Source organism: Chryseobacterium gregarium DSM 19109, assembly GCF_000430845.1.
Classification (GTDB): domain Bacteria; phylum Bacteroidota; class Bacteroidia; order Flavobacteriales; family Weeksellaceae; genus Chryseobacterium; species Chryseobacterium gregarium.
On record NZ_AUMU01000016.1, the window covers coordinates 71,734 to 95,121 of the forward strand.

The 23,388-nt window shown below is 41.7% G+C and carries 22 protein-coding genes; 10 read left to right on the plus strand and 12 right to left on the minus strand.

All coding sequences use genetic code 11. The features are described 5' to 3' along the window. Window positions 1-277 precede the first annotated feature (277 nt). From H561_RS0116905 to H561_RS24025, 6 genes are all read right to left on the minus strand, one after another. Entirely contained in the window at window positions 278-658 is a 381-nt protein-coding gene (locus H561_RS0116905) for a SpoIIAA family protein (RefSeq protein WP_027388087.1), read from the minus strand. Window positions 659-792: 134 nt separating this feature from the next. Continuing rightward, complete coding sequence (locus H561_RS0116910) at window positions 793-3,969, minus strand: ABC transporter permease/M1 family aminopeptidase (RefSeq protein ID WP_027388088.1); 3,177 nt, start codon at window positions 3,967-3,969, stop codon at window positions 793-795. A 2-nt stretch (window positions 3,970-3,971) separates the two neighbouring features. Continuing rightward, window positions 3,972-4,844 carry an ABC transporter ATP-binding protein gene (locus tag H561_RS0116915; RefSeq protein WP_027388089.1) on the minus strand — a complete coding sequence of 291 codons (873 nt, stop codon included), beginning with the start codon at window positions 4,842-4,844 and terminating at the stop codon, window positions 3,972-3,974. Between the two features lie 122 nt (window positions 4,845-4,966). Then, on the minus strand, window positions 4,967-5,173 hold the full coding sequence (locus H561_RS0116920; protein WP_027388090.1) for a helix-turn-helix domain-containing protein: 207 nt from the start codon (window positions 5,171-5,173) through the stop codon (window positions 4,967-4,969). Between the two features lies 1 nt (window position 5,174). Next, the gene (locus H561_RS0116925; protein WP_027388091.1) at window positions 5,175-5,690 is read right to left on the minus strand and encodes a DUF2975 domain-containing protein; all 516 of its coding nucleotides are present in this window, start codon (window positions 5,688-5,690) and stop codon (window positions 5,175-5,177) included. Window positions 5,691-5,776: 86 nt separating this feature from the next. Beyond that, complete coding sequence (locus tag H561_RS24025; protein ID WP_155845829.1) at window positions 5,777-5,947, minus strand: hypothetical protein; 171 nt, start codon at window positions 5,945-5,947, stop codon at window positions 5,777-5,779. Window positions 5,948-6,197: 250 nt separating this feature from the next. Here H561_RS24025 and H561_RS0116935 point away from each other — a divergent pair, with 250 nt between their 5' ends. Then, entirely contained in the window at window positions 6,198-6,614 is a 417-nt protein-coding gene (locus H561_RS0116935) for an RNA polymerase sigma factor (protein WP_027388092.1), read from the plus strand. An 82-nt stretch (window positions 6,615-6,696) separates the two neighbouring features. Then, window positions 6,697-7,593: a T9SS type A sorting domain-containing protein gene (locus H561_RS0116940; protein ID WP_027388093.1), complete on the plus strand. Its 897-nt coding sequence runs from the start codon at window positions 6,697-6,699 to the stop codon at window positions 7,591-7,593. 275 nt (window positions 7,594-7,868) lie between these two features. Here H561_RS0116940 and H561_RS0116945 read toward each other — a convergent pair whose 3' ends face one another. After that, complete coding sequence (locus H561_RS0116945) at window positions 7,869-8,288, minus strand: winged helix-turn-helix transcriptional regulator (RefSeq protein ID WP_027388094.1); 420 nt, start codon at window positions 8,286-8,288, stop codon at window positions 7,869-7,871. A gap of 130 nt (window positions 8,289-8,418) precedes the next feature. Between H561_RS0116945 and H561_RS0116950 the strand changes: the two genes are divergently transcribed. Further along, window positions 8,419-9,534 carry an alkene reductase gene (locus H561_RS0116950; protein WP_027388095.1) on the plus strand — a complete coding sequence of 372 codons (1,116 nt, stop codon included), beginning with the start codon at window positions 8,419-8,421 and terminating at the stop codon, window positions 9,532-9,534. A gap of 405 nt (window positions 9,535-9,939) precedes the next feature. On the opposite strand, the gene H561_RS0116955 is transcribed toward H561_RS0116950, so the two are convergent. After that, a complete protein-coding gene (locus tag H561_RS0116955) occupies window positions 9,940-10,260 on the minus strand; it encodes a hypothetical protein (RefSeq protein WP_027388096.1) in 321 nt (106 codons plus the stop codon). 216 nt (window positions 10,261-10,476) lie between these two features. Beyond that, window positions 10,477-10,965, minus strand: a complete 489-nt coding sequence (locus tag H561_RS0116960; protein WP_155845830.1) for a hypothetical protein — start codon at window positions 10,963-10,965, stop codon at window positions 10,477-10,479. A gap of 675 nt (window positions 10,966-11,640) precedes the next feature. On the opposite strand from H561_RS0116960, the gene H561_RS0116970 reads away from it, so the two are divergent. The 7 genes from H561_RS0116970 to H561_RS0117005 all read left to right on the plus strand — a co-directional run bounded on the left by H561_RS0116970 (window position 11,641) and on the right by H561_RS0117005 (window position 21,386). Further along, window positions 11,641-13,296, plus strand: a complete 1,656-nt coding sequence (locus H561_RS0116970; RefSeq protein WP_027388098.1) for a hypothetical protein — start codon at window positions 11,641-11,643, stop codon at window positions 13,294-13,296. A gap of 97 nt (window positions 13,297-13,393) precedes the next feature. Further along, the gene (locus H561_RS0116975) at window positions 13,394-14,428 is read left to right on the plus strand and encodes a hypothetical protein (protein ID WP_027388099.1); all 1,035 of its coding nucleotides are present in this window, start codon (window positions 13,394-13,396) and stop codon (window positions 14,426-14,428) included. An 18-nt stretch (window positions 14,429-14,446) separates the two neighbouring features. Beyond that, window positions 14,447-17,017 carry a phage tail tape measure protein gene (locus H561_RS0116980; protein ID WP_027388100.1) on the plus strand — a complete coding sequence of 857 codons (2,571 nt, stop codon included), beginning with the start codon at window positions 14,447-14,449 and terminating at the stop codon, window positions 17,015-17,017. A 53-nt stretch (window positions 17,018-17,070) separates the two neighbouring features. Continuing rightward, window positions 17,071-17,832, plus strand: a complete 762-nt coding sequence (locus tag H561_RS0116985) for a hypothetical protein (RefSeq protein WP_027388101.1) — start codon at window positions 17,071-17,073, stop codon at window positions 17,830-17,832. 552 nt (window positions 17,833-18,384) lie between these two features. Further along, window positions 18,385-19,515, plus strand: a complete 1,131-nt coding sequence (locus H561_RS22695) for an alpha/beta hydrolase-fold protein (RefSeq protein WP_162143031.1) — start codon at window positions 18,385-18,387, stop codon at window positions 19,513-19,515. Between the two features lie 387 nt (window positions 19,516-19,902). Beyond that, entirely contained in the window at window positions 19,903-20,355 is a 453-nt protein-coding gene (locus H561_RS22700; RefSeq protein ID WP_155845831.1) for a hypothetical protein, read from the plus strand. A 170-nt stretch (window positions 20,356-20,525) separates the two neighbouring features. Next, window positions 20,526-21,386: a DUF4240 domain-containing protein gene (locus H561_RS0117005; RefSeq protein ID WP_027388104.1), complete on the plus strand. Its 861-nt coding sequence runs from the start codon at window positions 20,526-20,528 to the stop codon at window positions 21,384-21,386. Window positions 21,387-21,682: 296 nt separating this feature from the next. Here the strand turns inward: H561_RS0117005 and H561_RS0117015 are convergent, their stop codons facing one another. From H561_RS0117015 to H561_RS0117035, 3 genes are all read right to left on the minus strand, one after another. Further along, on the minus strand, window positions 21,683-22,123 hold the full coding sequence (locus H561_RS0117015; protein ID WP_027388105.1) for a hypothetical protein: 441 nt from the start codon (window positions 22,121-22,123) through the stop codon (window positions 21,683-21,685). Window positions 22,124-22,474: 351 nt separating this feature from the next. Then, on the minus strand, window positions 22,475-22,606 hold the full coding sequence (locus H561_RS24400) for a hypothetical protein (protein ID WP_262486246.1): 132 nt from the start codon (window positions 22,604-22,606) through the stop codon (window positions 22,475-22,477). 200 nt (window positions 22,607-22,806) lie between these two features. Next, window positions 22,807-23,358 (minus strand): hypothetical protein, encoded by a 552-nt coding sequence (locus tag H561_RS0117035; RefSeq protein WP_027388106.1) that lies wholly within the window; start codon window positions 23,356-23,358, stop codon window positions 22,807-22,809. Window positions 23,359-23,388 lie beyond the last annotated feature (30 nt).

Genomic DNA, 23,388 nt, shown 5'->3' on the forward strand with positions numbered 1-23,388 from the left:
CCGACGAACCATTATTTTAAGAGATGAACCGCCTTAAGATTGCTCAGAGGCTAACGAGTTTCACCAATCAACCGTTCAGTTGTTCTTATTTGCCGATCCGTTTTTAGAAAATATCCCGCCGGACGATGCCTGAAGAACTGATCAGGTTCTGAACAAAACTAAGGCAGGTACTATTCTCTAAATAAATACTCCGAAGCCATAGGCTTCGGAGTATTGTGATGGTATTGAAAAAAAGATATTGTATACTCTGTAACGGTGCTGTCTGAAAGCCTGGTTTTTAACTTTCAGGATAGTCAGGTTCACCGCCGTTATTGCACCAGTACAGGGCATTGTAGACATTGTCCTTTGGAAAGAACTTAAGATTTTCATTGTTATTCAGGCCGCTCAGCTTCTGTATTCCGGCGTCATCGCTTACGATGGCTGCACGGTTGTACGTGGAGATGTTTTTAAGGCTTGAAAGTGATTGTGTCATCCACGCATCTACATCAGCATGTGCTGCATCCATATTTAAGTACAGCAGATAATTCAATTCGTCAAACTTGGCCACTTTGTTCCTGACATGGGGAATGACGATATTTTCAAAATCTTCCTGATTAATTTCACCGCTGGCATTGAATGCCGCAACATTTTCGGGAGCATCGTTAAGTAAGGTAATCATATCATATATTTTTTGGTGTAAGAAAAGTTTAGCAATTATCAAACCAAAAAAAGAATTCCTTCCGGCTGTTTTACGGGATGCTGCAGGAAGAGGTCCGGATACACCGTCAAAACAGTTGTTCAGGAGGCCTGAAGCTATTCTGACCTGAACAGAACATCGATCTTCTTCTTAGTTTCGGTATCGGGGCTTACCTTATAAAATTCTTTAATCAGATCCGGAGAGGCCGGCTTTTTAGGATAACGGTTGTGCAGAAGAAAATTCCTTAGTGCTGTATTCACCTTGTCTTCACCGATCAGTTCACTTAGCTTAACCATCACTACCGCACCTTTGGAATAGGAAATATGCGTGTTTTCGCCCGTTACCCTGTACAGCGCCTGATGTTCGGACAGGCCTTTCCCGCTGTCAAAAATTTGCTGGTGCATCTTTACTTTTTCCATCATTTTTTCTCTGCCGTGTCTCTTTTTGTAGAGCATCATTTCAGTGTACATGGCCAAGGTTTCCGTAAGCATCACGGCTCCTTCCCGGTCATCCGGATCGATGCGGCTGTTTCCCCACCAGAGGTGGGAAAGTTCATGGCCGGCGAGTTCATTAATGACATCCTGGTTCTGATCTGTATGGATATTGGCGTGGAACAGCATATCTTCAGCCATAAAAACCGATGAAGGGTAAGCGGTGGCGGCAAAACCGTTGGAGAAGGAAGAAACTTCTGCAAAGTTGATGGTTTTATAAGGGTAGTTCCCAAAATTCAGGGAACAGTAATCCAGCGTAAGTTTGGCACTTTCCATCAGGTGGTCTACATTTTCAGCATGTTTTTGATGGTAAAAAATGTTGATGGCTGTTCCGTGGTACATCATTCTTTTAGTCTGATACCTTGCCGAAGAAACCGCAAAGCGGAACGGGATATTACCGGCCCTATACCGGAAATAATTTCTTGTCCCTCTTGTAAAACGGTTCTTCAGGTCTCCGGTCCCGATGGCCGTCTGATCCTTTTCCGTGGACACGGTCATGTCCAGGTTAATAAAATCCTTTATGAAGACTTCAGGATCATCCGCTTTCTTTAAGCCGGCCCTTTTTCCCAGTCTGAATTCCGCACGCTTGTTTTCGTCTTCAATTTCATTGGATTTAAGGTATCCAAACAACGGATAATACCGGCTGATCCTCATAAAAGACCCGTTTTCTATGATGGCGTTGAACGGATTGTGGCCGTTCACCGGCGACCAGTCATAAGAAATGGTAAAATCAAGACGGGCGGTTTCACCGGGCTGTAAAGGCTGATTGAGCTTAATTTCGGTGACTTCCCGGTTGATCTTCCTTGATTCTGAATGCGTTTTGAAAACGGCTGATACCATCCTGAGATCCGGATGGAAATTGATCAGAACATTTTTAATAGCGGTATCAGTCGGATTCACCAGCCGGTAGGTCCCGGTGATTTTATAGGCATTTTCAGACGGATACAGGTCAATCCAAGTCATAACGTCGGTAACCATAGGCTGCGGAAGCCTTTCATAGGGTTTGAATTTCTGTTCGTAGCGCACGGACTGCAGGATTTCCCCCTCTTTATTCTGCGGAAGGTAACCTTTTATGAAAAGGCTTGCTGCAAAAGTTCCGGATAATATTATCATGACGGTGAGAATGATTGATTTGATACCGGGTTTCGGGGTTTTGAACGATGCATTGAGCAGCCATAAAAAAACAATCAGCCCCGCTCCAAAGGCAAGACGTTCGGCAAAAGCCAGGGCATACATTCCATATCCGTTGAAATCACTGTATACGCCCTTGTAATCTGAAAAAATTAGCAATAATGGGTACGCAATGATTTTTTCAGAGAGCGGTCCGGCCAGCGTAAGGCCGGCCATCAGGGAAATCCCAAGGGCGACAAATCTGTTTTTGACCGCATCATTAATCAGCAGCATAAAAGCTGAGAAAAGGATCAGCGGAAACGTATTGAACAGAACCGTTCCCCAATACGCATTCCAGTCAATGTGAAAATAATGGTAAACAAGCTGGAATCCCAATCCCTCCGCAATAAGAATGGCGGTAAGGAAGAACATTAAAATAACGGCGCTGAGAAAATGTCCGCTCAGCTTGCTTTTAGAAAAATACGTGCTTTTTTCAATCATTGAAAACCCCGATGAATGGCTCCTCCAATACAGATCGTTGGTAAAATAAATACAGATCAGTATTCCGAATAAGTGGAAATTTTCTGAGATCGTGGTGGCCATCAGCCCTGAGCTTGCGTATTTCTGAGGGATACGGATTCCCTTTTCGATTTCGGCGTACATTTCCATTCCTATAAAGAACAACAGCAATACGGAAACGGCTGCCATGGTAATGCTTTTAAAAAGGTAAATAAGGTCGATTTTTGCGAGTGACACAACGGATTTTACCTTGGCCGCATACCCGAATGTTGGTTCTGCGGTGGTGAATTTTCCCGTAATCCCGATATCGGAAGCACGGGCAACCCGGCTTTTATCTTTGTTTTTATTGGGATGCCGGGCATATGCGGAAAACGAAAATAACCTGTAGGACCACAATAATAACAGGATTGAAATACCCAGGAACACCGTTCGGTTGATCAGTAAGTATCCGGAAAAAGGCACCACAACGGTATTCTTCTGTTTAACCGTCAGCATTTTTGCTTCAAGAAAATAGGATGAGATGCCGAAAGGATCCGCCAGTGCCGAAAACTGCTGGGTGGCTAAAGATTGCGGCAGGCTTCCTGCCATAAACGGAGAATCGGAAAAAACCATGATGATCATATAAACCACGTAAAGAAACAGTCCGCCGATAACGGTCAGAAGCTTTTTCCTCGTGGTGAATGCGATGAAGAATAAAAAACTGCAGACCACCATGCTGTTCACCATGCCGAAAACCAGAACAGGGTAGAGGTAGTGCCGGAAATTAAAGAAAGGCTGGATTTCACTTCCTGTGCGCAGATTCTGCCCGATGATAAAACCGGACATCAACAACGTAAAATTTAAAAAAGTCTGCAGAAAAAAAGTGAGGAACTTCCCTTTTACATACGTCTGTTTTGAAAATGGGTAAGAAAAAATGAGTGCACTGAATTTTGAATCCCAGTCTTTAAAAAGAATCCGGATGGCATAAATGATCGCCAAAAAGATAATGACCAGGCTCAGCATTCCGGTCATAAAACCAACAGTGTAGGGCGAATTTAAATAGATCCCTTCCCCAACCGTAAGGTTGAACTGGTTTCCGCAAAAAATGCCGGTCAATACTAAAAGTAAGGCCATAACACAGGCCGGCCAATGCTTGATACTGCGTCTGGCGTCAAATAAAAAGAAAGCGTTCATACTTATGGTTTTTGAGTGAGCGTATGGAAATAGACGTGTTCCAGCGAAGGATGCACGGCAGAAAAATCAGGAAGCGGGTGTTCCGAGAATGCGGTGATGTATAATGCTCGTTCGATGAGCTGCTGGCTGATGATGTGATAATGGGACTGGTAATGTTCCAGCTGGGTTTTATCAATCTTCCTGGACCAGATCTTATGTTCCAGACCGGCAATCAGCCCGGCGGGATTTCCCTGTCTCAGAAGCTGCCCCTGTTTGATAATGGCGACTTCTGAACACAGGTTTCTGACGTCTTCCACCAGATGGGTGGAAAGAATGACAATGACATCGCTGCTGATATCACTGAGCAAAGAATTGAAACGGTTTCGTTCTTCAGGATCCAAACCCGCCGTAGGTTCGTCCACGATAATGATTCTGGGATTTCCCAGTAAAGCCTGGGCAACCCCAAAACGCTGTTTCATCCCTCCCGAAAAGGTGTGGGCTTCCTTATTCTTAAAATCGGAAAGATTCACTTTTTCCAATACGTTTAAAATCTGTTTTTTCCGCTCCGGACGATCTCCGATGCCTTTTAAGACAGCGATGTGCTGTAAAAGGTCGTAGGCGGACACTTTGGGGTAAACCCCGAAGTCCTGGGGAAGAAATCCCAGGTTCTTTTTAATGGGATCAGGATTTACAGAAACATCGGTTCCGTTGAACATAATATTTCCGGAAGTCGTTTTCTGTAAGCCCACAATGGTTTTCATCAAGGATGATTTTCCGGCGCCGTTGGGTCCCAATAAGCCGAATATTCCGTTTCCGATTTCCAGAGAGATGTCCGTAATGGCCCGGAAGCCGTTTTTGTACGTGAGGTTCAGGTTGCTGATGCGTAAGGTATTCATAAGATTGATTTTAGGATGCAGGCATCCCGGCAACGTTTCCATTGCTTTTCAGACTGCGTTTAAAAAATATCGGGTACAGCTTGATGCCGCTGCAGAGCCATAAAGGTTTTTCTAACGGGTAATTATTCTTCTTTATATTCCAGAAGATCTCCGGGCTGGCATTCCAGGGCTTTACAGATGGCCTCCAGCGTATCGAAACGTACGCCTTTTGCTTTTCCTGTTTTCAGAACAGAGAGGTTAACCGTGCTGATGCCCAGTTTCTCTGCCAGTTCTTTGCTCTGCATTTTCCGCCTGGCGAGCATGACGTCTAAGTTAATGATAATCGGCATTTTAGATAAATAGGTCTTGTTCGTTCTGTAAATGGAGTCCCTGCTTAAAAATATTGGCCAGAAAAAGGCAAAAAATCCCCAGCATAAAATGGATGAAGACCAGCCCCCATATGATGCTTTCCACTTCTACAAAGAAGCTGGCGGTAATGACCATAGGCAGAGGGAAGAAAATATTATAGGCATAAAACCTTTTTAACCGCATGATGTTTTCTTCGGCAAATAATTTGGTCTGAAAAAAAACCCGGAACACTTTTGCTGAGAACCAGAAAAAAATCCCGTAACATAACAGTACCGTTAAAAATGAAAATATAATATAGGGATAATTATTTTCAATGTTGATAAACGGCTGTTCCGTAAAAGGGTAATGGATGTGGAGATACAGGTTTTCCTTATACGGAGCTGTGGAAAAACCGGTGGCCAGGCAGAACACTGAATACACAAAGGTCAGCAGATAGGCTGTTGATAATACCAGGCATACATAGTAGAGGATCCTGGAAATGGTTTTGGTCTGATTCATAATATCACGAATAATTAATAATGCAAATATATAATTAATTATCGTAAAACATTAATTAATTAAAAAAATATAATCAAATTCATCATTTATGCTTTGCCCGGATATGGCCCGGGCAGATCCTGTGGTCCTGTAGAAGAAAGAAACGGCCGGGAAAGCGTCCGGTGACTGCATCCGCCGGCCGATGCAGACGGGTAATCCCGGTTCTGGAAAACGTTTACCGCCCATGCAGATCCAGCCCCGTTTACGCAGGGACCCATTTTCTGATGAAAGGGGATTTCATTTGCTTTAAAGCTTTATTGTTAAAATATTGATCTGTTTGCTGTTTATAGCATACCGTTTGCTAAAACTAAATATCCGGCCGTTTTTTTCGGGAAAAGAAAACAAAGATCAGGATCATTTTTTATGACCGTCAAGGAATTTTGTACGGAGGCGTTGATCATCTTTTGCTTTTATTTTGTCCGTATTTTTACTACTCTTTTGGTCGGTTAATTAAACGTTACAGTCATTATGCAAACGACTATTGTTAAAGATAAATCAAAAGCAGGTTCAGATAAAGCTCTTTTATCATTGATCAAAAAAGATCCGGAAGCAGGTTTTGATGAGCTGTACGGGCAATATTCCTGCACTTTATACGGCTTGGCCATCCATGCGGTCCGGTCACAGGAATATGCAGAAGAAATCGTCCAGCTGACCTTTGTAAGAATTCTGGACAGGATAAACCTTTTTAAAGATCAGGCGGCTTCTATGTGCACCTGGGTTATTCAGAACCTTGTCATGACGATACAGGAATTTTTAACCTCTAAGAACATCCGCTACCAACTGAAAACGGACCGTTTCCCGGTTTTTACTTTTGAATGGGAAAAAGAAGCTGACGGGCATTACCAAATTGCAGATCCGGATGCCTTAGGACTGCAGATCATATAAAGATTGTCAACTATTTACGGTATACTTTGCTGTTCAATACACTTTTTAATTTTATGTATATTTGCCGGATTAAAAAAATACGATGATAAAAAAATTACTTTCGTTAGCTTTAACAGGTTCGTTTTGTTTATTGGCTTTCAGCCAGACGATATCCTTCGAAACCTCAGAAGGATATACACTGGGGGACATTAACAACCAGCAGGGATGGAATTATTGGGGAAGTACAGGCTCCGGCCCTAACACCGGAATGATCGTCAATACTGCTGCTGCTACTGCAGGATCAAACGCTTTACAGGTGGTCAGCAATGATACTACCGACGACGGAGGCGTCAGAAAGAACATTACCGGGTTTGCCACAACCGAATATTCCTTTGATTACAAGATCGAAAATATTGAAGGCTCAGATTATTTTATGGCGGTCCGTGACAACAGTAATGCCATCATAGGAGCTTTTGTGATAGACTATGAGGAAGGGAATCTTGCTGTTTATAATGGGATAACTGATGAAGTAGATGTTACATCCGTTACAATTACACCAAATACATGGTATCATTTTAAAATGGTAATCAATAAGGCCACCAATGTTGTGCAATATTTCTTAAACAATATGCTGTTAGGAAGTGAAGATATTTCAGCTGCAACAACCAATCCCGGAATCATTGATTTTGCGTACGATGACTATGGCACCGGATTTACGGTAGACAATATCAAAATAGTAAACTCGGACCTGTTGGCCACTTCCGATGCCCATTATGATAATAACATAAACATTTACCCTAATCCCGCATCAGACTATATTAACGTTAGGACTCAGGATAAAATAGGGTCTATTGAGATTTATGATGTTTCAGGTAAATTGGTTTTAAAAGATTTATCCGGAAGCAATCAGGTATCTGTATCGTCACTGCCCAATGGGACTTATCTTTTAACGACAAAAATAAAAGACCGGTTCATCAATAAAAAATTTGTCAAAAAATAAGCTGGATCTGTACAAAACAGGCTAACGCCTATTAACATTAATATATCCGAAGGAATCATTTTTCTTCGGATTTTTTTGTCCTGCTGGAAACCGCATACAGGATAACGCCAGGATAGGATATCCATACTTTATTAACCCAAAACTTTATTTTTAAGTGTGACTGAAGAGGCTGTGATTACAATAAGAGAAAATTCAGGAGACAACATATCCTAACGTATTCTGAACGAGAGAGATTACAGGATATAAGATTCCTGAGTTTTAAAGTCAGCAATTCATTAAGTTTTTTGCGCCGCATCGATCCTCTGAAGCATATCGCATGCTGATTTTGAGGTTTTTGTAATCCTGGGGTCCTGGGTAATCACCTGTTCTAAAAAAGACCGGTGGGTATCTCCCCACACATTCATCGCATCAATAATAGGCATTAATGACCATCCTATTTCCGTTAAAGAATATTCCACTTTCGGAGGTAACTGGTGGTAAATTTTCTTTTCAATCATCCCATGATCTTCCAGTTCTTTCAGCTGCACATTCAGTACCCGGCGGGTGGCATCGGGCAAGAGCTTCTGGATTTCACTCGGGCGCTTTACATTCATCGATATCGCATTCAGGAGTGCCGGTTTCCATTTGCCGTTAAGCACTTCGCGGGTCAGATGCAGGCCGCAGTCTATGGTAAGGGGAATCTTTCTTTCGTACATAGCACGTTTGTTTATACAAACATACGCATTTAACCGAATCTGCAGGTAGGGATAAATTTATCCCTATGGTATTCATTTACCCTATATTGTTTTAGCGTGGCAGATACCGGAAATTTGTTAAAAAAAAATAATGGAAGATACAATACAGCCTTTGTTGGAAGGATACCAATTGGGCGATCTGCAGCTGAAAAACAGGATCGTAATGGCATCGCTTACCCGTGGGCGCGCCACGAATCCGGGACTCATCCCTACGCCTTTAATGGCTGAATATTATGCCCAGCGCGCTTCCGCCGGGTTAATTCTGAGTGAAGGCACCTGGGTGAATGCGAAATCTATAGGGTTTATCAATGTTCCGGGAATCTACACCAGGCAGCAGGTGGAAGGATGGAAATTGGTGACCCGGGCGGTCCATGCTGAAGGCGGGCTGATTTTTTCACAGTTGGGCCACATCGGGTCCGCGTCACACCCGGATTTCTTTGACGGCGAGCTGCCTGCCGGACCTTCAGCCGTCAATCCGCAGACCCGTTCCTTTACGCCCGAAGGATTTAAAGATTCCCTGACGCCACGGGAGCTGACGGTTGCCGAGATTAAACAAACCGTACAGGATTATCAGCAGGCCGCAAAAAATGCCCGGGAGGCCGGGTTTGACGGGGTGGAAGTGCATGCCCTAGCCGGAATGCTGATCCCGCAATTCCTGAGCCTGGCCACAAATCAGCGCACCGACGAATATGGCGGAAGCATTAAGAACCGTGCCCGGATCATATTTGAGATCCTGGATGCGGTCACTGAAATCTGGGACAGCAGCCGGGTCGCGATCAAGTTCTCCCCGGCCGCATTAAGCAGCGTAGGAATCATGACCCCCGATAAAGAAACCATCCCTCTGTTTCAATATATCCTAAAAAAATTGAGTGGCTATGATCTGGCCTATCTGCACATTGTCGGGCCGGCAGAAGATCTGAGCGGTACCCCTGTAACGGAATTACAGGATCATTACTTCATGCATTTCCGCCGAAATTACAGCGGCCGGCTTATGGCCAATCTGGGCTTTACCCGGGAAAGCGGCAACACGATTCTGAAAGAAGGGACTGCCGATCTGGTGTCTTTCGGGGCACCGTTCATTGCCAATCCCGATCTGGCAGAACGTTTCAGAGATCATATTCCCCTTTCAGAAAGCAATCCGGACACTATCTATGCCGGCGGTGAGCATGGATACGCCGATTATCCTAAAGCGGAGTATGGACAGTAATTAAAAAGAAATCATTAAAATAATGGTATTAACTCTAAAGGCCATAGCAGATAAATGAATAAGCAGCTCATTGAGCTGCTTATTCATTGTTATCCAATATTAGTCGCCTTTCTCATGGTCATGAGGCTTTACCTTTGGTTGTTTAGGCTGATTGGGAGGATTTACCCTCCTTCTTTGTCTGTTTCTCCGTTGGGTTTATTTGCTTTTGGCCCCGGTTTGATCACCTGAATGATACTCATTGCAAAAAAATTAGTTAAGCATTATTTTTAATATCAAAATAATTAATATCAGATTCAAAAATAAATGTTTGTCTATGAGATTCATTACGGAAATCTGTAGCTGTGCTTTGGGTTTTTAAATTTAACAATTAAATTAAAAATCAGCCTTAGCAGAGGCTGCATCAGTCTAAGAATTGTTTACACCAATATTTGCAATGCTTCTGCCATTATCATCTATCACTGCTACAGTTTTGTACTGATCAACAGAAGTAATGGCTTCATTAAAATGGACAGAGAAAAAAACAGTGCCTTCTGCAGTCGCTAAACTTCCAAAAGCCAAGGTTAGCAATAATTCGGAGTCATTAATACCTTGCGGGTCATTCTTAATTAAATGATAACGTGGTTTTTTTCCATTCGTAGGAAATTTGCCATTTATAGTAATTTGTGGTGCTTTACCTTCATTGGTCACGGTAGCTGACCATTCTCCGATGTTGTTTTTTGTTTCCATGGTTATAAGTTAGTTGATTTATTATTCTAAATATACAAAATTATCATATACGATAGAGATTTTGTTAATATTTATCTAAATCCAGGGACATAAAATATTATATACTAAACCAGTGGGACAGTCGAAACAAAAGTTCTTAATTTTGAAATAAAGTTCAATAGAAGGATAAAACTTGATTTTGCAATTTTCCCTACCGATGCAAAATCCTTTTTAGCCTTAGTTTCTTTCTATTGTAATTAATTTCTTTTCTGAATCAGATAGGTTTTTCAAATGTATTGAAACATTAGTTGAAGTAAAAGAAGATTTTCCAAAATCAATATAAACCTCTCCGTTTGAAGAATTAATATTCAATTGGTTTGGAGCTGTAATTTCATCAGCTCTGTCAAAGATTGATTTATAGGACTCCATTTCATTTGTCAGTATAAGCATGCTTCGATATATCTTTTTTGTACATAACGTGTAAAACCCAACTATAATAAACGCATCTTCAATAAAATATAAATCAGCTTTTCTATAATGAAAACCTAAATTCTTTCTACCAGATGTAAAATTCGAACATTTCACATTAAATTTTTCTAAACATATTTTACTATGTATTTCAACTAATTTTTGTAATTCCTTTCGAACAATTTTATCAGAATAGGACCGATCCAGATAAATAATGATAAAAAAAATAATGAAAGTAAATATGACTAGATAATTCATTGCATTATTGTTTGTGATATTACGTTTAACTTCCAGATTTACACATTGCATCAATCCAATTTATATAACTCGTAAAGCTATCTATGCCACTAATTTAAAATTTATTTTACGATTTGACTATTTAGTATCACAATTATTTTTTATTTTAAATTTTATTTAGATTGATATTCCTGATTTGGTAAATATATTTGCCATCATTAATGTTTTATATAATCGTTTTTTGAGATTAATTATTAAGATCTTGCTCAAATAAATCAGGAAAAAAATTAACAAAATTTTCGATGAGATATTTCACATGAGCAAAATTATAAATTTTCATACTGCATAATACTTAGTGTAAACCTACTTTAGTTCTTTGCATTTCAGGCACATTCCTATTGAATACCCGAGTTCTACATTAATTTCATGGTTGTGATTAATAATATGATCATTTAGAAAAATTAAGAGCCTCGCCAAGAACATATTAAAATGACCTGTCTGCGGTAAAAGGATAAAAGACAATTAAATACAATCATTACTTTTCGCAGTGTCTATGATTCTTACGCAAAATTCACTATTGAATGATAAATCAGTATAAATACTAAAATATAAAAACAGGTAATACTACTGAAAGATAAAAATCACTACTTCTGTAATTTTAATCCATAATAATTTTTAATCCAAATCTATTTAATTATGAATACTAATAACCCTACTGTTCAAATTACAAACAATTCAACCATACCGGTTGATATTTATGATGTTTTCAATCCGGGTACAACCGGACAAACAGTGCCGTATACCTATACAAAACTGGATACGATCCCTGCGGGAAGCACCAAGACGATCCAGACTATCCGTACGGCATCGCAATTACAGGCTATGTATACAGGAACGATCGAAAAGCTAAGCAGTCTTTATTTTTACCAGTTTCCGATTAAAGTAATGGCAGCTGTACAATTCTCATTTGACAATCCGCCGCCGTTGGTTTTTACAATTACCGCTGACGATCAGAATTCGATGATCCAGTCTTTCCTTTTTCACCGCTATGCGATGGCCAACCCGAATTCGGCGCTGACAAAAAATTTATATGCCGCTTTAAAAGGGGGCAGTACAGCTTCGGTAAACAGTTTTTTTGCTTCCACGCAAAACTTTAAAGCATGTACTTTAAGCTCATGGAATGCCGTAATGAGCTGGTTACAGATGTTCACATCAGGCTGGCAAGGACCTTTTTACCTATATGAACAGGCTCCGAATCCTGCTCCGTCCGGATATGTGCCGGTTTTAGTAGGAACCATGAACATCATTTCTACAGCCAGTGAAAATTCAGCTACCTTAAAATTATGCACCCAGGATGCCAGCGGAAATCCGGTCTATACGGATAATACACAACCAACTTCCATTATAATGAACGGAGACGGCACCATGGGCGACAGCAATCCGGGAGGTGATGTTTCGGTCAGTCTGACACCTGTATGGATGAATGTAATTCAAACGTCGATGAAAGATGGCCAGCCTGTTTCTACCTATTTGGCAGGTCCGACATTGACAGGAACCATCGCGAATAAAACCGTTGTTTCTTCACAGACCGCCCGGCAGATTCCGGGTAAACCGGCAGATAAAAACAAACAAAGTTCATTTGATTCGACTTTCGGAAAAATCTGTCAGGGTGTAGGGCTTTTAGTTGGACTGCTGATGCTGGGTGAATTCGGGAAAAAGATGTTTGATGGTGCTAAGGAAAAACTAGCGTCAGCAAAAGAAAAAGCAACTTCAGAAAAGGAATACGAAAATGAAGACAATGAAATTGAAAATACCCCTGATCCGGATATCGTTTCCGAAGTATCTGCCGAACAGCCTTCATTTGAATCCAGCGCTTCATCTGTCACGGATTCCTATTCTGAAATTTCAGAATCTATGCAGAAGGACGTCATGACACAGACCATGGAAGATACCATGTTCGATATCAATAATGAAATAAGTGAGCAGTTGGAAAACGGATTGACGCCGACACAAGAATACGAATCTGCAGTTTCCGATTTACAAACCTCTTTTAAAGATGCCGGCACCCAGCTTGAGGAAGGAAATTTTTCTGATGCCAGCAAGGAACTCTCATCAGCTTCCAGCAATATGGAAGAGACAATCCAGAAAGGTGAAAGCAGCTTACAGGAATGGGAAAGTCAATCTTTACAGGAGTCGGCTGATGCGGTCAACGAAGCATCTGAAGCATCCGATGCACTGGATACGGCACAGGAAGATTACGAAAATGATATGAACGATGAAGAAAATGATTCGGGATATGATGCAGATGAAGATTCGGAATGGCCTGAAGCAGAAGAAATGGCCGAACTGTAAAAAATCAGGAACCTGTAAGAAAGTTTAAGAATACATTGATGTATATAACTTCAGACAGGTTCCTAATGCAATAATATTAATTTAAAAAATAAAAAAAATGATTATATCATGGAATACAGATCCTTCCAAGGGTACATTTGCACCCGGAAGCACAAAATATTCTTCTTATTACCAATACGATACGGTATCACATAAATTTGTAAGAATTCGTTTGGAACTGGGAAGAGGAGGAAGTGATGGAGGGGATACGGGTAGTTTTTACAGAGAAAACAGATATGTGGGTTTTACTACAGATAATGACCTATCCACCGATATTAAGAGATGGAGCGTCGATGGCGGAGAGCTTCGTTATGAGCTTGAAAAGGACGAATATCTACATTTACCAACTGAACCAAAAACAGGAGCAACTACATACGATACCTCCTTTGGTAAGGTGAAAAATATTCATCGTGGCAACCCTGTCACCAGTGACCCTCACTTTCCGGAAGGAATTCAAAACAAACATCTGGGCGTATTGGCTAATGAAGCCATATTGGAAGGAAAAGGAGTTGTCCTGACCTCGTCTGCAGCTTCCGGCGCTGAACTGTCTGCCGTACTCAAAGGTCAGGTTGCCAGAGTAGTGGGAAAACCCTTCAATGAGATTACTAACGAGGACCTTTTGGCAACTTTACAAAAACAGGTGGCTCAGATTAAACAAAATGAAATAGACCCCTCGAAAGAAAACATAAACGCAAGCTTAGAAGAAGCGGACACGCTTATTGATTCGATCAAAGAACAGATTACAGATGAAGGAATGGTGCCTACGGAAGAGTTCAGCAAAAGTTATTCTAAGTTTATTGAAAAATACATGAATGCAAATGATGCCGTAAAAAGCGGTACCGCTGTAAAAGCAGCGATGGAAGAATTTCAGGCTGCCAAAAATCAGTTACTGAACGAATCAAAAACGCTCGAGGCAGATTATTACAACAGATTGGAAGTTCAGTTAAACGATACCGATGCAGCTGTTGATGCCGCCGTTTCCGATGCCGCAACATGGGAAAATATTGATCTGGAGTATGAAAATCTGGAAAATGCCGCTTCAATAGAAGAATACGAAACGGAGATCGGTGTTGAAGAAACAGAAGTATTATAAATCCTAAAATACAAATCAATGAGCACTACATATCCATCAGTGACGATCAAAAATGATCTGTCGGGCAGTATCCAGATTTTTGATGCTTTCCAAAATAACGAAGATGATAAAAGTCTAGCCAACTTTTTTGGAACCCTGACACCGCTGGTTACTGTACCGGCAGGTGGCAGCCAGGAGTTCACACCGGTTCACGGGCCGATCTCAACATTCATTGTTTTTGATGATCAGAATAATCCTGTTACCCGGTTTTTTACGCTGGGCACTCAGCCGGCTTCTTTTGAAGTACAGCAGAGTGATGTGGATACGATGAACACCACGGAGGCATTTATTAAGCTGATGCAGGATCAGCCGGATCAGCCGGAAGTCGTGCAGTTTCAGGCACTCATAAAAAACGGCAAGGCCACTGCGGCACAGGTAAACCAGTTTTTCCAGTCTACAACAGATTATAAACCAGTTACTTTTGTTACCTATATGCTGGCTGTGGTGGCGTTGGCCCGAAACCCGCAGACTCAAAAATCACCGCCGCAGGATCAGGTATACAGCCTTAGTACATTAGTCAATTATTTTGGTTTCAGCTGGCCTTCATCCATTCCGGATGTTACCATTTCTCACTTTACCTGCAGCGAAACAGATACGGCACTATTTATCGGAGGCGAATTAAACATTACGGATGTTACTTTTGATACCGGTGTGTTGGGGATCATTCAGTCTTTTATCGGAAATCCGGCTATTCATTTCGGAGTTGAATTTGTTTATAATGACGGATTGGCAACCGGTATGACCTGTTTGAAATTCAGTATGGATGAAGTGGAAATTCCGATCGGAGGAGGAAATACCTTTGATATTGACAAGCCTACCATGCTGCTGTCGCTAAATCCGCTTTTCAAGTTTGTGGTTTTTGAAATTAAGGCTACCATTCCGTTTAACCTGTTTGGAAGTCCGGAAATTGATGCAGATATTGCCATGACTATTGATAATATTGAGGCGGAAATCGGGGTGAACCTGAGAGGCAACACCACCAGCCTGCTCACCCCTCCCGGAATCAAAGGATTACATTTCGATTCTTTCGGGGTAGGGTTGGGCGTCATTTTTGAACCGCCGGGTTTTGCCGTCGGAGTGGAAGGAACATTTCATATCGGAGATCAGGGACAGATACCCTTAACGGATGATAATTTTGCAGTCGTGTTCGAAATGGAAGAAGAAATCCCTAATCCTTTGTATATCGCATTTTACGTTCCCAAACTGGATTTTAATGAAATTATAACATTATTGACCAATACATCATACCATATCGATCTTCCGGTTTCCTTCACAGATCTTTCCTTCAGATGGGCTGAAAACCCTATGGAACCTGTTGTCTTACCCGACGGCTCACTTGCCCCGATGGGATACGGATTCAATGCCGTGATGGATCTGTTCGGGTTACAGTTCTACGGATATCTCCAGGTTGACCTGAACACGGGAATTCATGGTACGATCACTATGGCACCGCTGAATTTCGGAAACATCCTGAGTATTACGGGAGACGGTAAAGGAGCATCGATTAAGGTAGATCAAAACGGCAATCCGATCCCTATTAATGCAGTACCGAAAACAAAACAGGATCAGCAAACCATTAAAGAAGCAACAGATAAAACAGTTGTATCTGCGGGCGGGCCGGAAATGAGTGTCAGCACCTCTTCTTCACCGTATTTTACCCTGGACGCAGCAGCCAGCCTCTTCGGATTGGTGAATGATAAAATAGATGCTGTCGTCGCTAATGACGGAATAAGTTTTGAGATGGATTACGGCGCGGTACTTGAAACCAGAATGTCCTGCAAACTGGCCGACTACCACAATTTTTCAGGAGCCTTTTCATACGGATTGGATTTTGATGTTTCATTGCCGTCCATTGCAGGCTTCTCTTTAGGATCCATTCATTTAGATGCGGGCTGCGCAGTAAGTGTAGCTCTGAATACCTCAGCTTCTGAAATCTCATTTCAGGTGTCAGGAGGATTTAATTTTGAAGGTTTAAGCCTGAATTTCGGACCGTTTGAGGCAGACATTAATATTTCCAGTATTTCAGCCTTATTAAGCACTATTGAAACCTATATTGTCCAGAATGCATCGGCAATCTTCCGGGATATTATCAATGATGCGGAAAAATGGGCAGGATATGTAAAAAATGCTGTGGTAAACGGCGTTTCAGATGTTGCCCAGGGATTGAAACAGGCTTATAATAAAACAGCGGCAGAAACGGCTGATATTATGAATGCCGCAGGATATGAAGCGAGCACCATTGCAAGCCAGATAGGGAATGCATTTTCATATTCTGCGACACAGGTGGCACAAGCGATGGAAGAAGGGTATGGTGCAACCAGCCAGGTAGTGGCGGAAGCCTTTCAGGAAATCGGCATCGGAGCAGAGCAGACAGCACAGGCGCTGAATACCGTTTTCGGGCTGGCACCTGAGGCAGTCCGTGATATTATGTTGGGAGTAGGATATGCAGATGATGCCATAAAATCTGCGTTTGAATCCATTGGAGGAGCTTTTGCTTCTGCAGCATCCAGTATCTGGCATGCCGTTTCACACTGGGATCATTGGTCATAACATTAACATTCAGAGACTGTCTTTATCAGACAGTCTCTTTTATCCGTTGAATTATGAAAAATACGTATGAACTGCTCAGAACCTTACATCGCAAGGATATAAAACAGCTGATGGAATGGTCAATACAATTTAGCAGAGATGAGTTTATCTCCCGTTATAAGCCTACAATATATCTTTATCCGGACGGACAAAAAGAAACTTTTAAAAGCTTAAGCAAGCTGTTGAAATCAGTCGGGACATCGAAGAGGCTGGTAAAGATCCAGGAAGAAAGTATTTTAACGGCAATGTACCAAGGAATCCGGATCCCTGAATCCGAAGGAGATTATAAGTGCCTTTATATACATGAAGAAGATCATTCTTATATTCATTCCTATCGCTGGAAAGATGAAGAAAATTTCGATCGATATTTTTATCGATTTGGTTTAAATAATAAGGTGGAGCAAAATAGCAGTTTTATACACCCTGACCTGAAAGAGTTCTATCATGCATTAAAAAATGGGAAAGAGTACAATCGTTTATTCGGAAACTGGGTTCAGGAAAATAAAGACAGCGTACGTGAAATTTATCTCTCATTTCCATCCAAACCGACATTAAAATGGATATTGGATAGTTTTCAGCCGATACTTACAGATGAAGTATATGCTCATTTGGCTCCGTTTAAAGATTTGCATATCAAAAATATTGGCTTTGACTCAGTCATGGAAAGAAATCCCAAAGTAACCTTCTACTTTTCTATATCTTTATCAGATTATTTTCCTGTCGACCATACTGAATTGGTCAGACTGACCTCCGGCTCCTTTCATAAAACGACTTGAGATAAAAAATATCAGAGAGAAGACTATGTTTGTTAGTTGGCTTTTAGAATGTAATTTAATTGATATCAAAGTCATTTTTATCGGTGCCCGTTTCAATTTCGTTTAACAATAATTTCAAAGCCGATCATTTGACTATTTTTTTTGAAATTGATTTTTAAGATATTGTTCATTTTTTCATAAAAATGACATCGCCTGATTTTCATAAATATACATGGTTCATCATCGAAGTATTAAACTTCATCTAAATCAGGGCTATTAATAAATAGAGTGTTCAAGAAATGGTAAAGGCTGAAAAGCAAAAACCTCCTGCTAGAACCGTAAAATTTTTCAATTCAAAATAAAAAACGGCTTCTTGTCTAGCGAGGCTATTATCAGGAGAAGGAATTAAATAATAATGTGTTTGATGTGACTAACATCAGCGGAGCATGAATACGGTTTAAAAATTAGATGGAGTATAATGAAAGTCTTAGTTTAAAAGTCCATTCTGTCTGGTGAACAGTTCCAAAAGAATTCTTAAATTACACCATGATCCAGGCTTTTAAATTGAAACCCATGCAGAACCTTATAAGAATATCAGCTGTTTTTATACTATGCTCGTCCTTTGTATTTTCACAGGATTTTAAAACCTCTGTCACCGCAAAAGAGGGGAAGGAATTCCCAAAAGCAGATGCCGGAGGAAAAGCGGAATTCAGAGTTTATTTTCCAGGTGCTAAATCTGTAGTTCTGGAAGGCGGGGACGGCATGCAGAATATCACATCAACGACGGTTAAAGACCGGGATGGCTTCTGGAACGTTTCCACTTCACCGTTGGAACCCGGTTTTCATTACTACTGGTTCAAGGTGGATGGCCAACGGACCAATGACCCGAATACAGAGCTGTACTTCGGCTACGGCCAGCCCACAAGCGCGATCGAGATCGGTTCCGGCGAAGATTTCTTCTTTGAAAAGAAGGTGAAACACGGGAAAATCATCAATGACCGCCTACATTCCGAAATTACCGGAGGCCAGCGAAACCTCAAAGTATACCTGCCGCCGGGCTATGCCACCAAAAAATTCCCGGTTTTATACCTCTACCACGGAACGGGCGAAGATATTACAGGCTGGGAAAAACAAGGCTATCTGAATAATATCCTTGACAATCTTTTTGCAGAGAAAAAATCCAGAGAAATGATCGTGGTGATGGATTACGGCGTGGCCCTGACTGCTGAAGAAGAAAAACTGCCGGACGATTATGCGAGAACGGTACTTTCATCCCGGAACCTGGACCAAATCATGGTTCATGAACTGATTCCCTACATCGAAAAGAAGTATAAAACCGACGGGAAAAGGGCGGTTGCCGGACTTTCGAGAGGAAGTTACCAAGCCATGCTGATCGGGGCCCGGCATCCGGATTTGTTTTCGGCGATCGGGGCTTTCAGTCCTGTCATTTATGAAGGGACAGCGCTTCAGCCTTTTAAAGAGCTTCCCCTGGATAACCTGTTGAAATCGAAGAAGACACCTTTTTTATTTATCGGCATCGGAACCAAGGAAGACCAGCGGTTCCAGGATTACCATACCCTCATCACCCATTATCTTGACCAACACCGGTATCCATACGTTCAGTACCCATCAGAGGGCACGTACCACGAATGGCTCACCTGGAGACGCTGCCTGTATCAGTTTGCACAGAAGATCTTCCGATAGGATAAGCTCAATAAAATCTCTTTTCAACAACAATGTTGGTTAGGTTCTCCGGAAATACTGTTTCGGGTTTTAAATGAATGGTTACGGGTTTTGCCGGCTGTCCAGGAGAATGAAACCGTCCAGGTCACCACTCACCCGGGCATCCCAAGTTCCAGGTTTACCGTGTCTTCATCTGTGAACAGGAATGCTGAGATATCCTTCTCCATGGGCTGTAACCTATTGTAAATATCATAACTGGCAGTAATGCCAAACTTCAAAGCAGGGAGGCTTTGGATCGCGCAATTGGTTGTCAAGTACTTATAAATATAGATTATTAAATAAATAAACATTTAAAAAACCCCAGGCTTTTATTAAATTGTTAATTTTGATTGATTAAATTTCATGATGATGAAAATAATAGCGTACCTGATCCTTTGTTGTTCCCTATATGGCTGTACACAATATGGCATTGTAGGGTATAAAAGCCGTAGTCTTGAGATAGCTGACTATTATTTCCAGGTGGGGTATTTAGTCAATCACAAACCAAAAATAAATGAATTACCGGGATCCTGTCTGGTTTTTTATGTTCATGATAAACATCAGGTATCAAGGCATATAGAGGTCATCAGTGTACAGTCAAAAATATACGGGAAGTTAGAACCTTATCCTAATAAAAGCTTTACCGGTAAGGCTGATCATCTGTATCTGAAGGATATGGAATGGGAAAGCAGGGATAAAACCTTAAAAAAAATTACAACGGATACCATTACAGCAATCCTAAAGGATTCCGATGAAAAAATTAAGACCATATCTTTTTATCATTCAAATCACCCGGAAAAATTGAATAATGTTTCGGATTAAAAATACGCTGTGATAACGGTCGACAAAAACCTTATTACCGGCCTCTATAATCTGCTGTCATGGGTTTCAGGCAGCCGAAATCAGAAAATAACGGGTAGAGAAGGCCGGCGGATTCTTTATTTTTTTCGTAGTTTAACCACTGAAAACACCCATTCCATTTTATTTACTTTATGAAAAAGTACCTGATCAACCAAAATGCGCTTTCCGATAAATTCTGGACTATAGAATACAGGGGCACCACCCAGACCATCCTGTTCGGCAAGACCGGAACCACAGGCCGGGAAACCGTCAAAGAATTTACCGATGAAGAAGAATGTATCCGCGAGTCTGAAAAGCTGATCAGCCAGAAGATAAAAAAAGGCTATACCGAAATCCGGGAAGATGACGAAACGCCGCAGAAAAAAGAACTTTCTGAACATGAAAAAGCGGATATTTTTTTCTGGGAAGCCATTGAAAAATCCAATAAACAAAAAAAAGCCCACTGGAGCGAATATGATGCGGAAGAGCATCTGGAAAATCTGACGGCTTACCTTTCAGGATCCGGGAAGGAAAGGCTGGTTCTTTTTGAAAAGACCCTGCAGGAAAAACTGAGTGCCCTGTACACTGCAGAAATCGCTGAGCTTTCCATTATTCTGGAATGTGAATTTACACGGGATAACGGAATCTATGTTTTTAACGATTCCCTTTCTGATGACGGGTTTATTTATTTCCGGTGCTGGCTTCTGTTAAAGGGAAAGGAATTTTTTGAGGACATTCAGAAAGACATCCAGTCATTCGTCAGCGGGAAATACAGTTTCAACATCGGCGACTGCTGGGCAGAAGGGCTCCTATATGTATCGGATGAAGCCTATTCCGAATACCATGACAATGAAGATGAATCAGAAATACGGGATACGGTTGACGAGCGCTATCCGCATCATCATTATGACAGCCCGGAGCGGCAGATGAACCGTGAACCCAAAGGCGGCGCTGACCTGCAGGCGATGTACCCGAAGCTGGTCAGGGAAATCGGTGAACTGAGAAGGGGATAACCCCGGCTCCGGCCGGTCTTATTTTAACAATCTTTAAAGACCAGGGTTAAGGTACTCATGATGTAGTAAGCAGTTATGACGCTTGGGTTTCTTCTGACGGTATTTGCGAAAGGTCAATACCCAGTGTTGTAAATCCCTTCACGCCCTCTTCAGTCATATAAAAATATTGGGCATCAGGTTTTTCTTTTGCCATCCATCCTTTACGGATAAATTCTTTCAGGAGGAGGTGTCCCTAATTTCCCGACAATATGGTAAAGAATAAAAATACAGTATAATGACCGGGAACCTTTAAAAAATCATCGGACCAGAGAATAGATGACCACCCCGATTCCGGCATAGGCAATTACGGTAATAATATCGGCAATGGGTTGTGAAAAGCGTTTTTCCGCAATTTTCTCGCCATTGATCTGGTTCTTATGGAATTTCAGGATTTTTTCAGGATGACGGACCGGGTGGGCGACCAGGCTGTCGTTTTCCCACCGGTCAACTATTATTTTATATGACCTGCCTTCAGCATTGATCTTATAATTTTTATTCGGGGCAAGTTTCTCCTGAATGTTGACCGGAACAGGGGTTTGCGGTGGATTCACCGCTGCAGGTGCGGCCTGACCGGGAGCGGTGCCTTTTTTGGAATCCTGCTGGCTGCCGGCCTCGGGATCTGCCTGCTTTTTTACCTGGTACGTATAGCAGCTGCTGAGAGAAAATAATATGATGATGAGATAAAGATTCTTTTGCATGGGCCAAATTTAAGAATTAAACGGAATATCCGGTAGTTTCTTATGAAAGATGCCGTTTAAAAAATCCGCTGTATGGGTCCCAACTTCTGTTTTTACAGGAATAAAAGAAATTCTGCTGCAAGTACGGGCAGGAATATTGCGGCCTTCTCCATGTTCAGTCAATGGATTGCGCAATGCCCTTTCCCATACCGGTTCTGCCGCTGCCTCGCTGCTAAAACAATACCTCCTGATTGATATCAATCAGGAGGTATTGTTTGGGTGTATCATCTTATGATGATGAAAAAAGCAGGATCATATCACGGTCCCATGGTTTTCCGGATGATCCTGGATCAGATACCATCGTTAATCCTATCAGTCGCCCTTCTTATGTTTGTGGGGCTTTAGTGACAGATTGTTTTCAGGCGTTTCCTTGTTGTCTCTCTGGCGCTTATCCGTTTCACCGGTAGTGGCTGCCGTTTTCTTTGGTCCCGGTTTTATTCCCATAGCTGATGATTTTAAAGGTTACACATAGATCATAGAATTACCGGGTTTGTAAAAGCGGTGGGCTGTTGACAAAAGCGGTTTCCGTTTACAGTTTCCGGCAAAAGGCAGGCCAAAGGATACGGAAACAGGCCTTTCCGGCCACAAAAAATGCAGGACTGTCGTCCTGCATATATATCAAATCGGGAGATTTAATAAAAGGCTTATAATCCCAGGGTAATTTTAAAAACAGGCTTCAGGTTGACTTTCAGCTTATCCAGGCTTACGGTTGACCCTTTTACCTCCAGGATCAGTGAATTCTGTTTAGACTTCAGGTAATCGATCAGTTCAGTATCGACGGTATTGATCACCAGCTGGTTCGGATTGGTGTTGTTTTCAACGGTACCGACCAGGACTTCCGGCAAGTTAGGGGCCTTGATATAGATCTTCGCACCGCTGATAATGTCCAGCTTGTTTCCGAGATCAGAGCTGATGTAGTCGATGGAAAAACCGGTAAGCTTTGCGCTCTTCAGGTTATTGACGGACAGCTTGGAGTATTTCTCCTTGATAATGGCATCAAGATCCAGATCCAGGGCAATTTCAGGGTAGCGCAGGTAAGACGTGGTAGGCACGGTCGCAAAGGGCAGCTCCTGCTCAACGGTTAACGGGATATCGAAAGGGACGGGGACTTCGATATCATCTTTGTCACAGCTTACCAAAGAGATACAGCTTAACAAGCCTAAAGACCACACCAGGGTAAAGAATTTTTTAATCATAATACGTATTGTTTTTTTTCCTTCTGAACC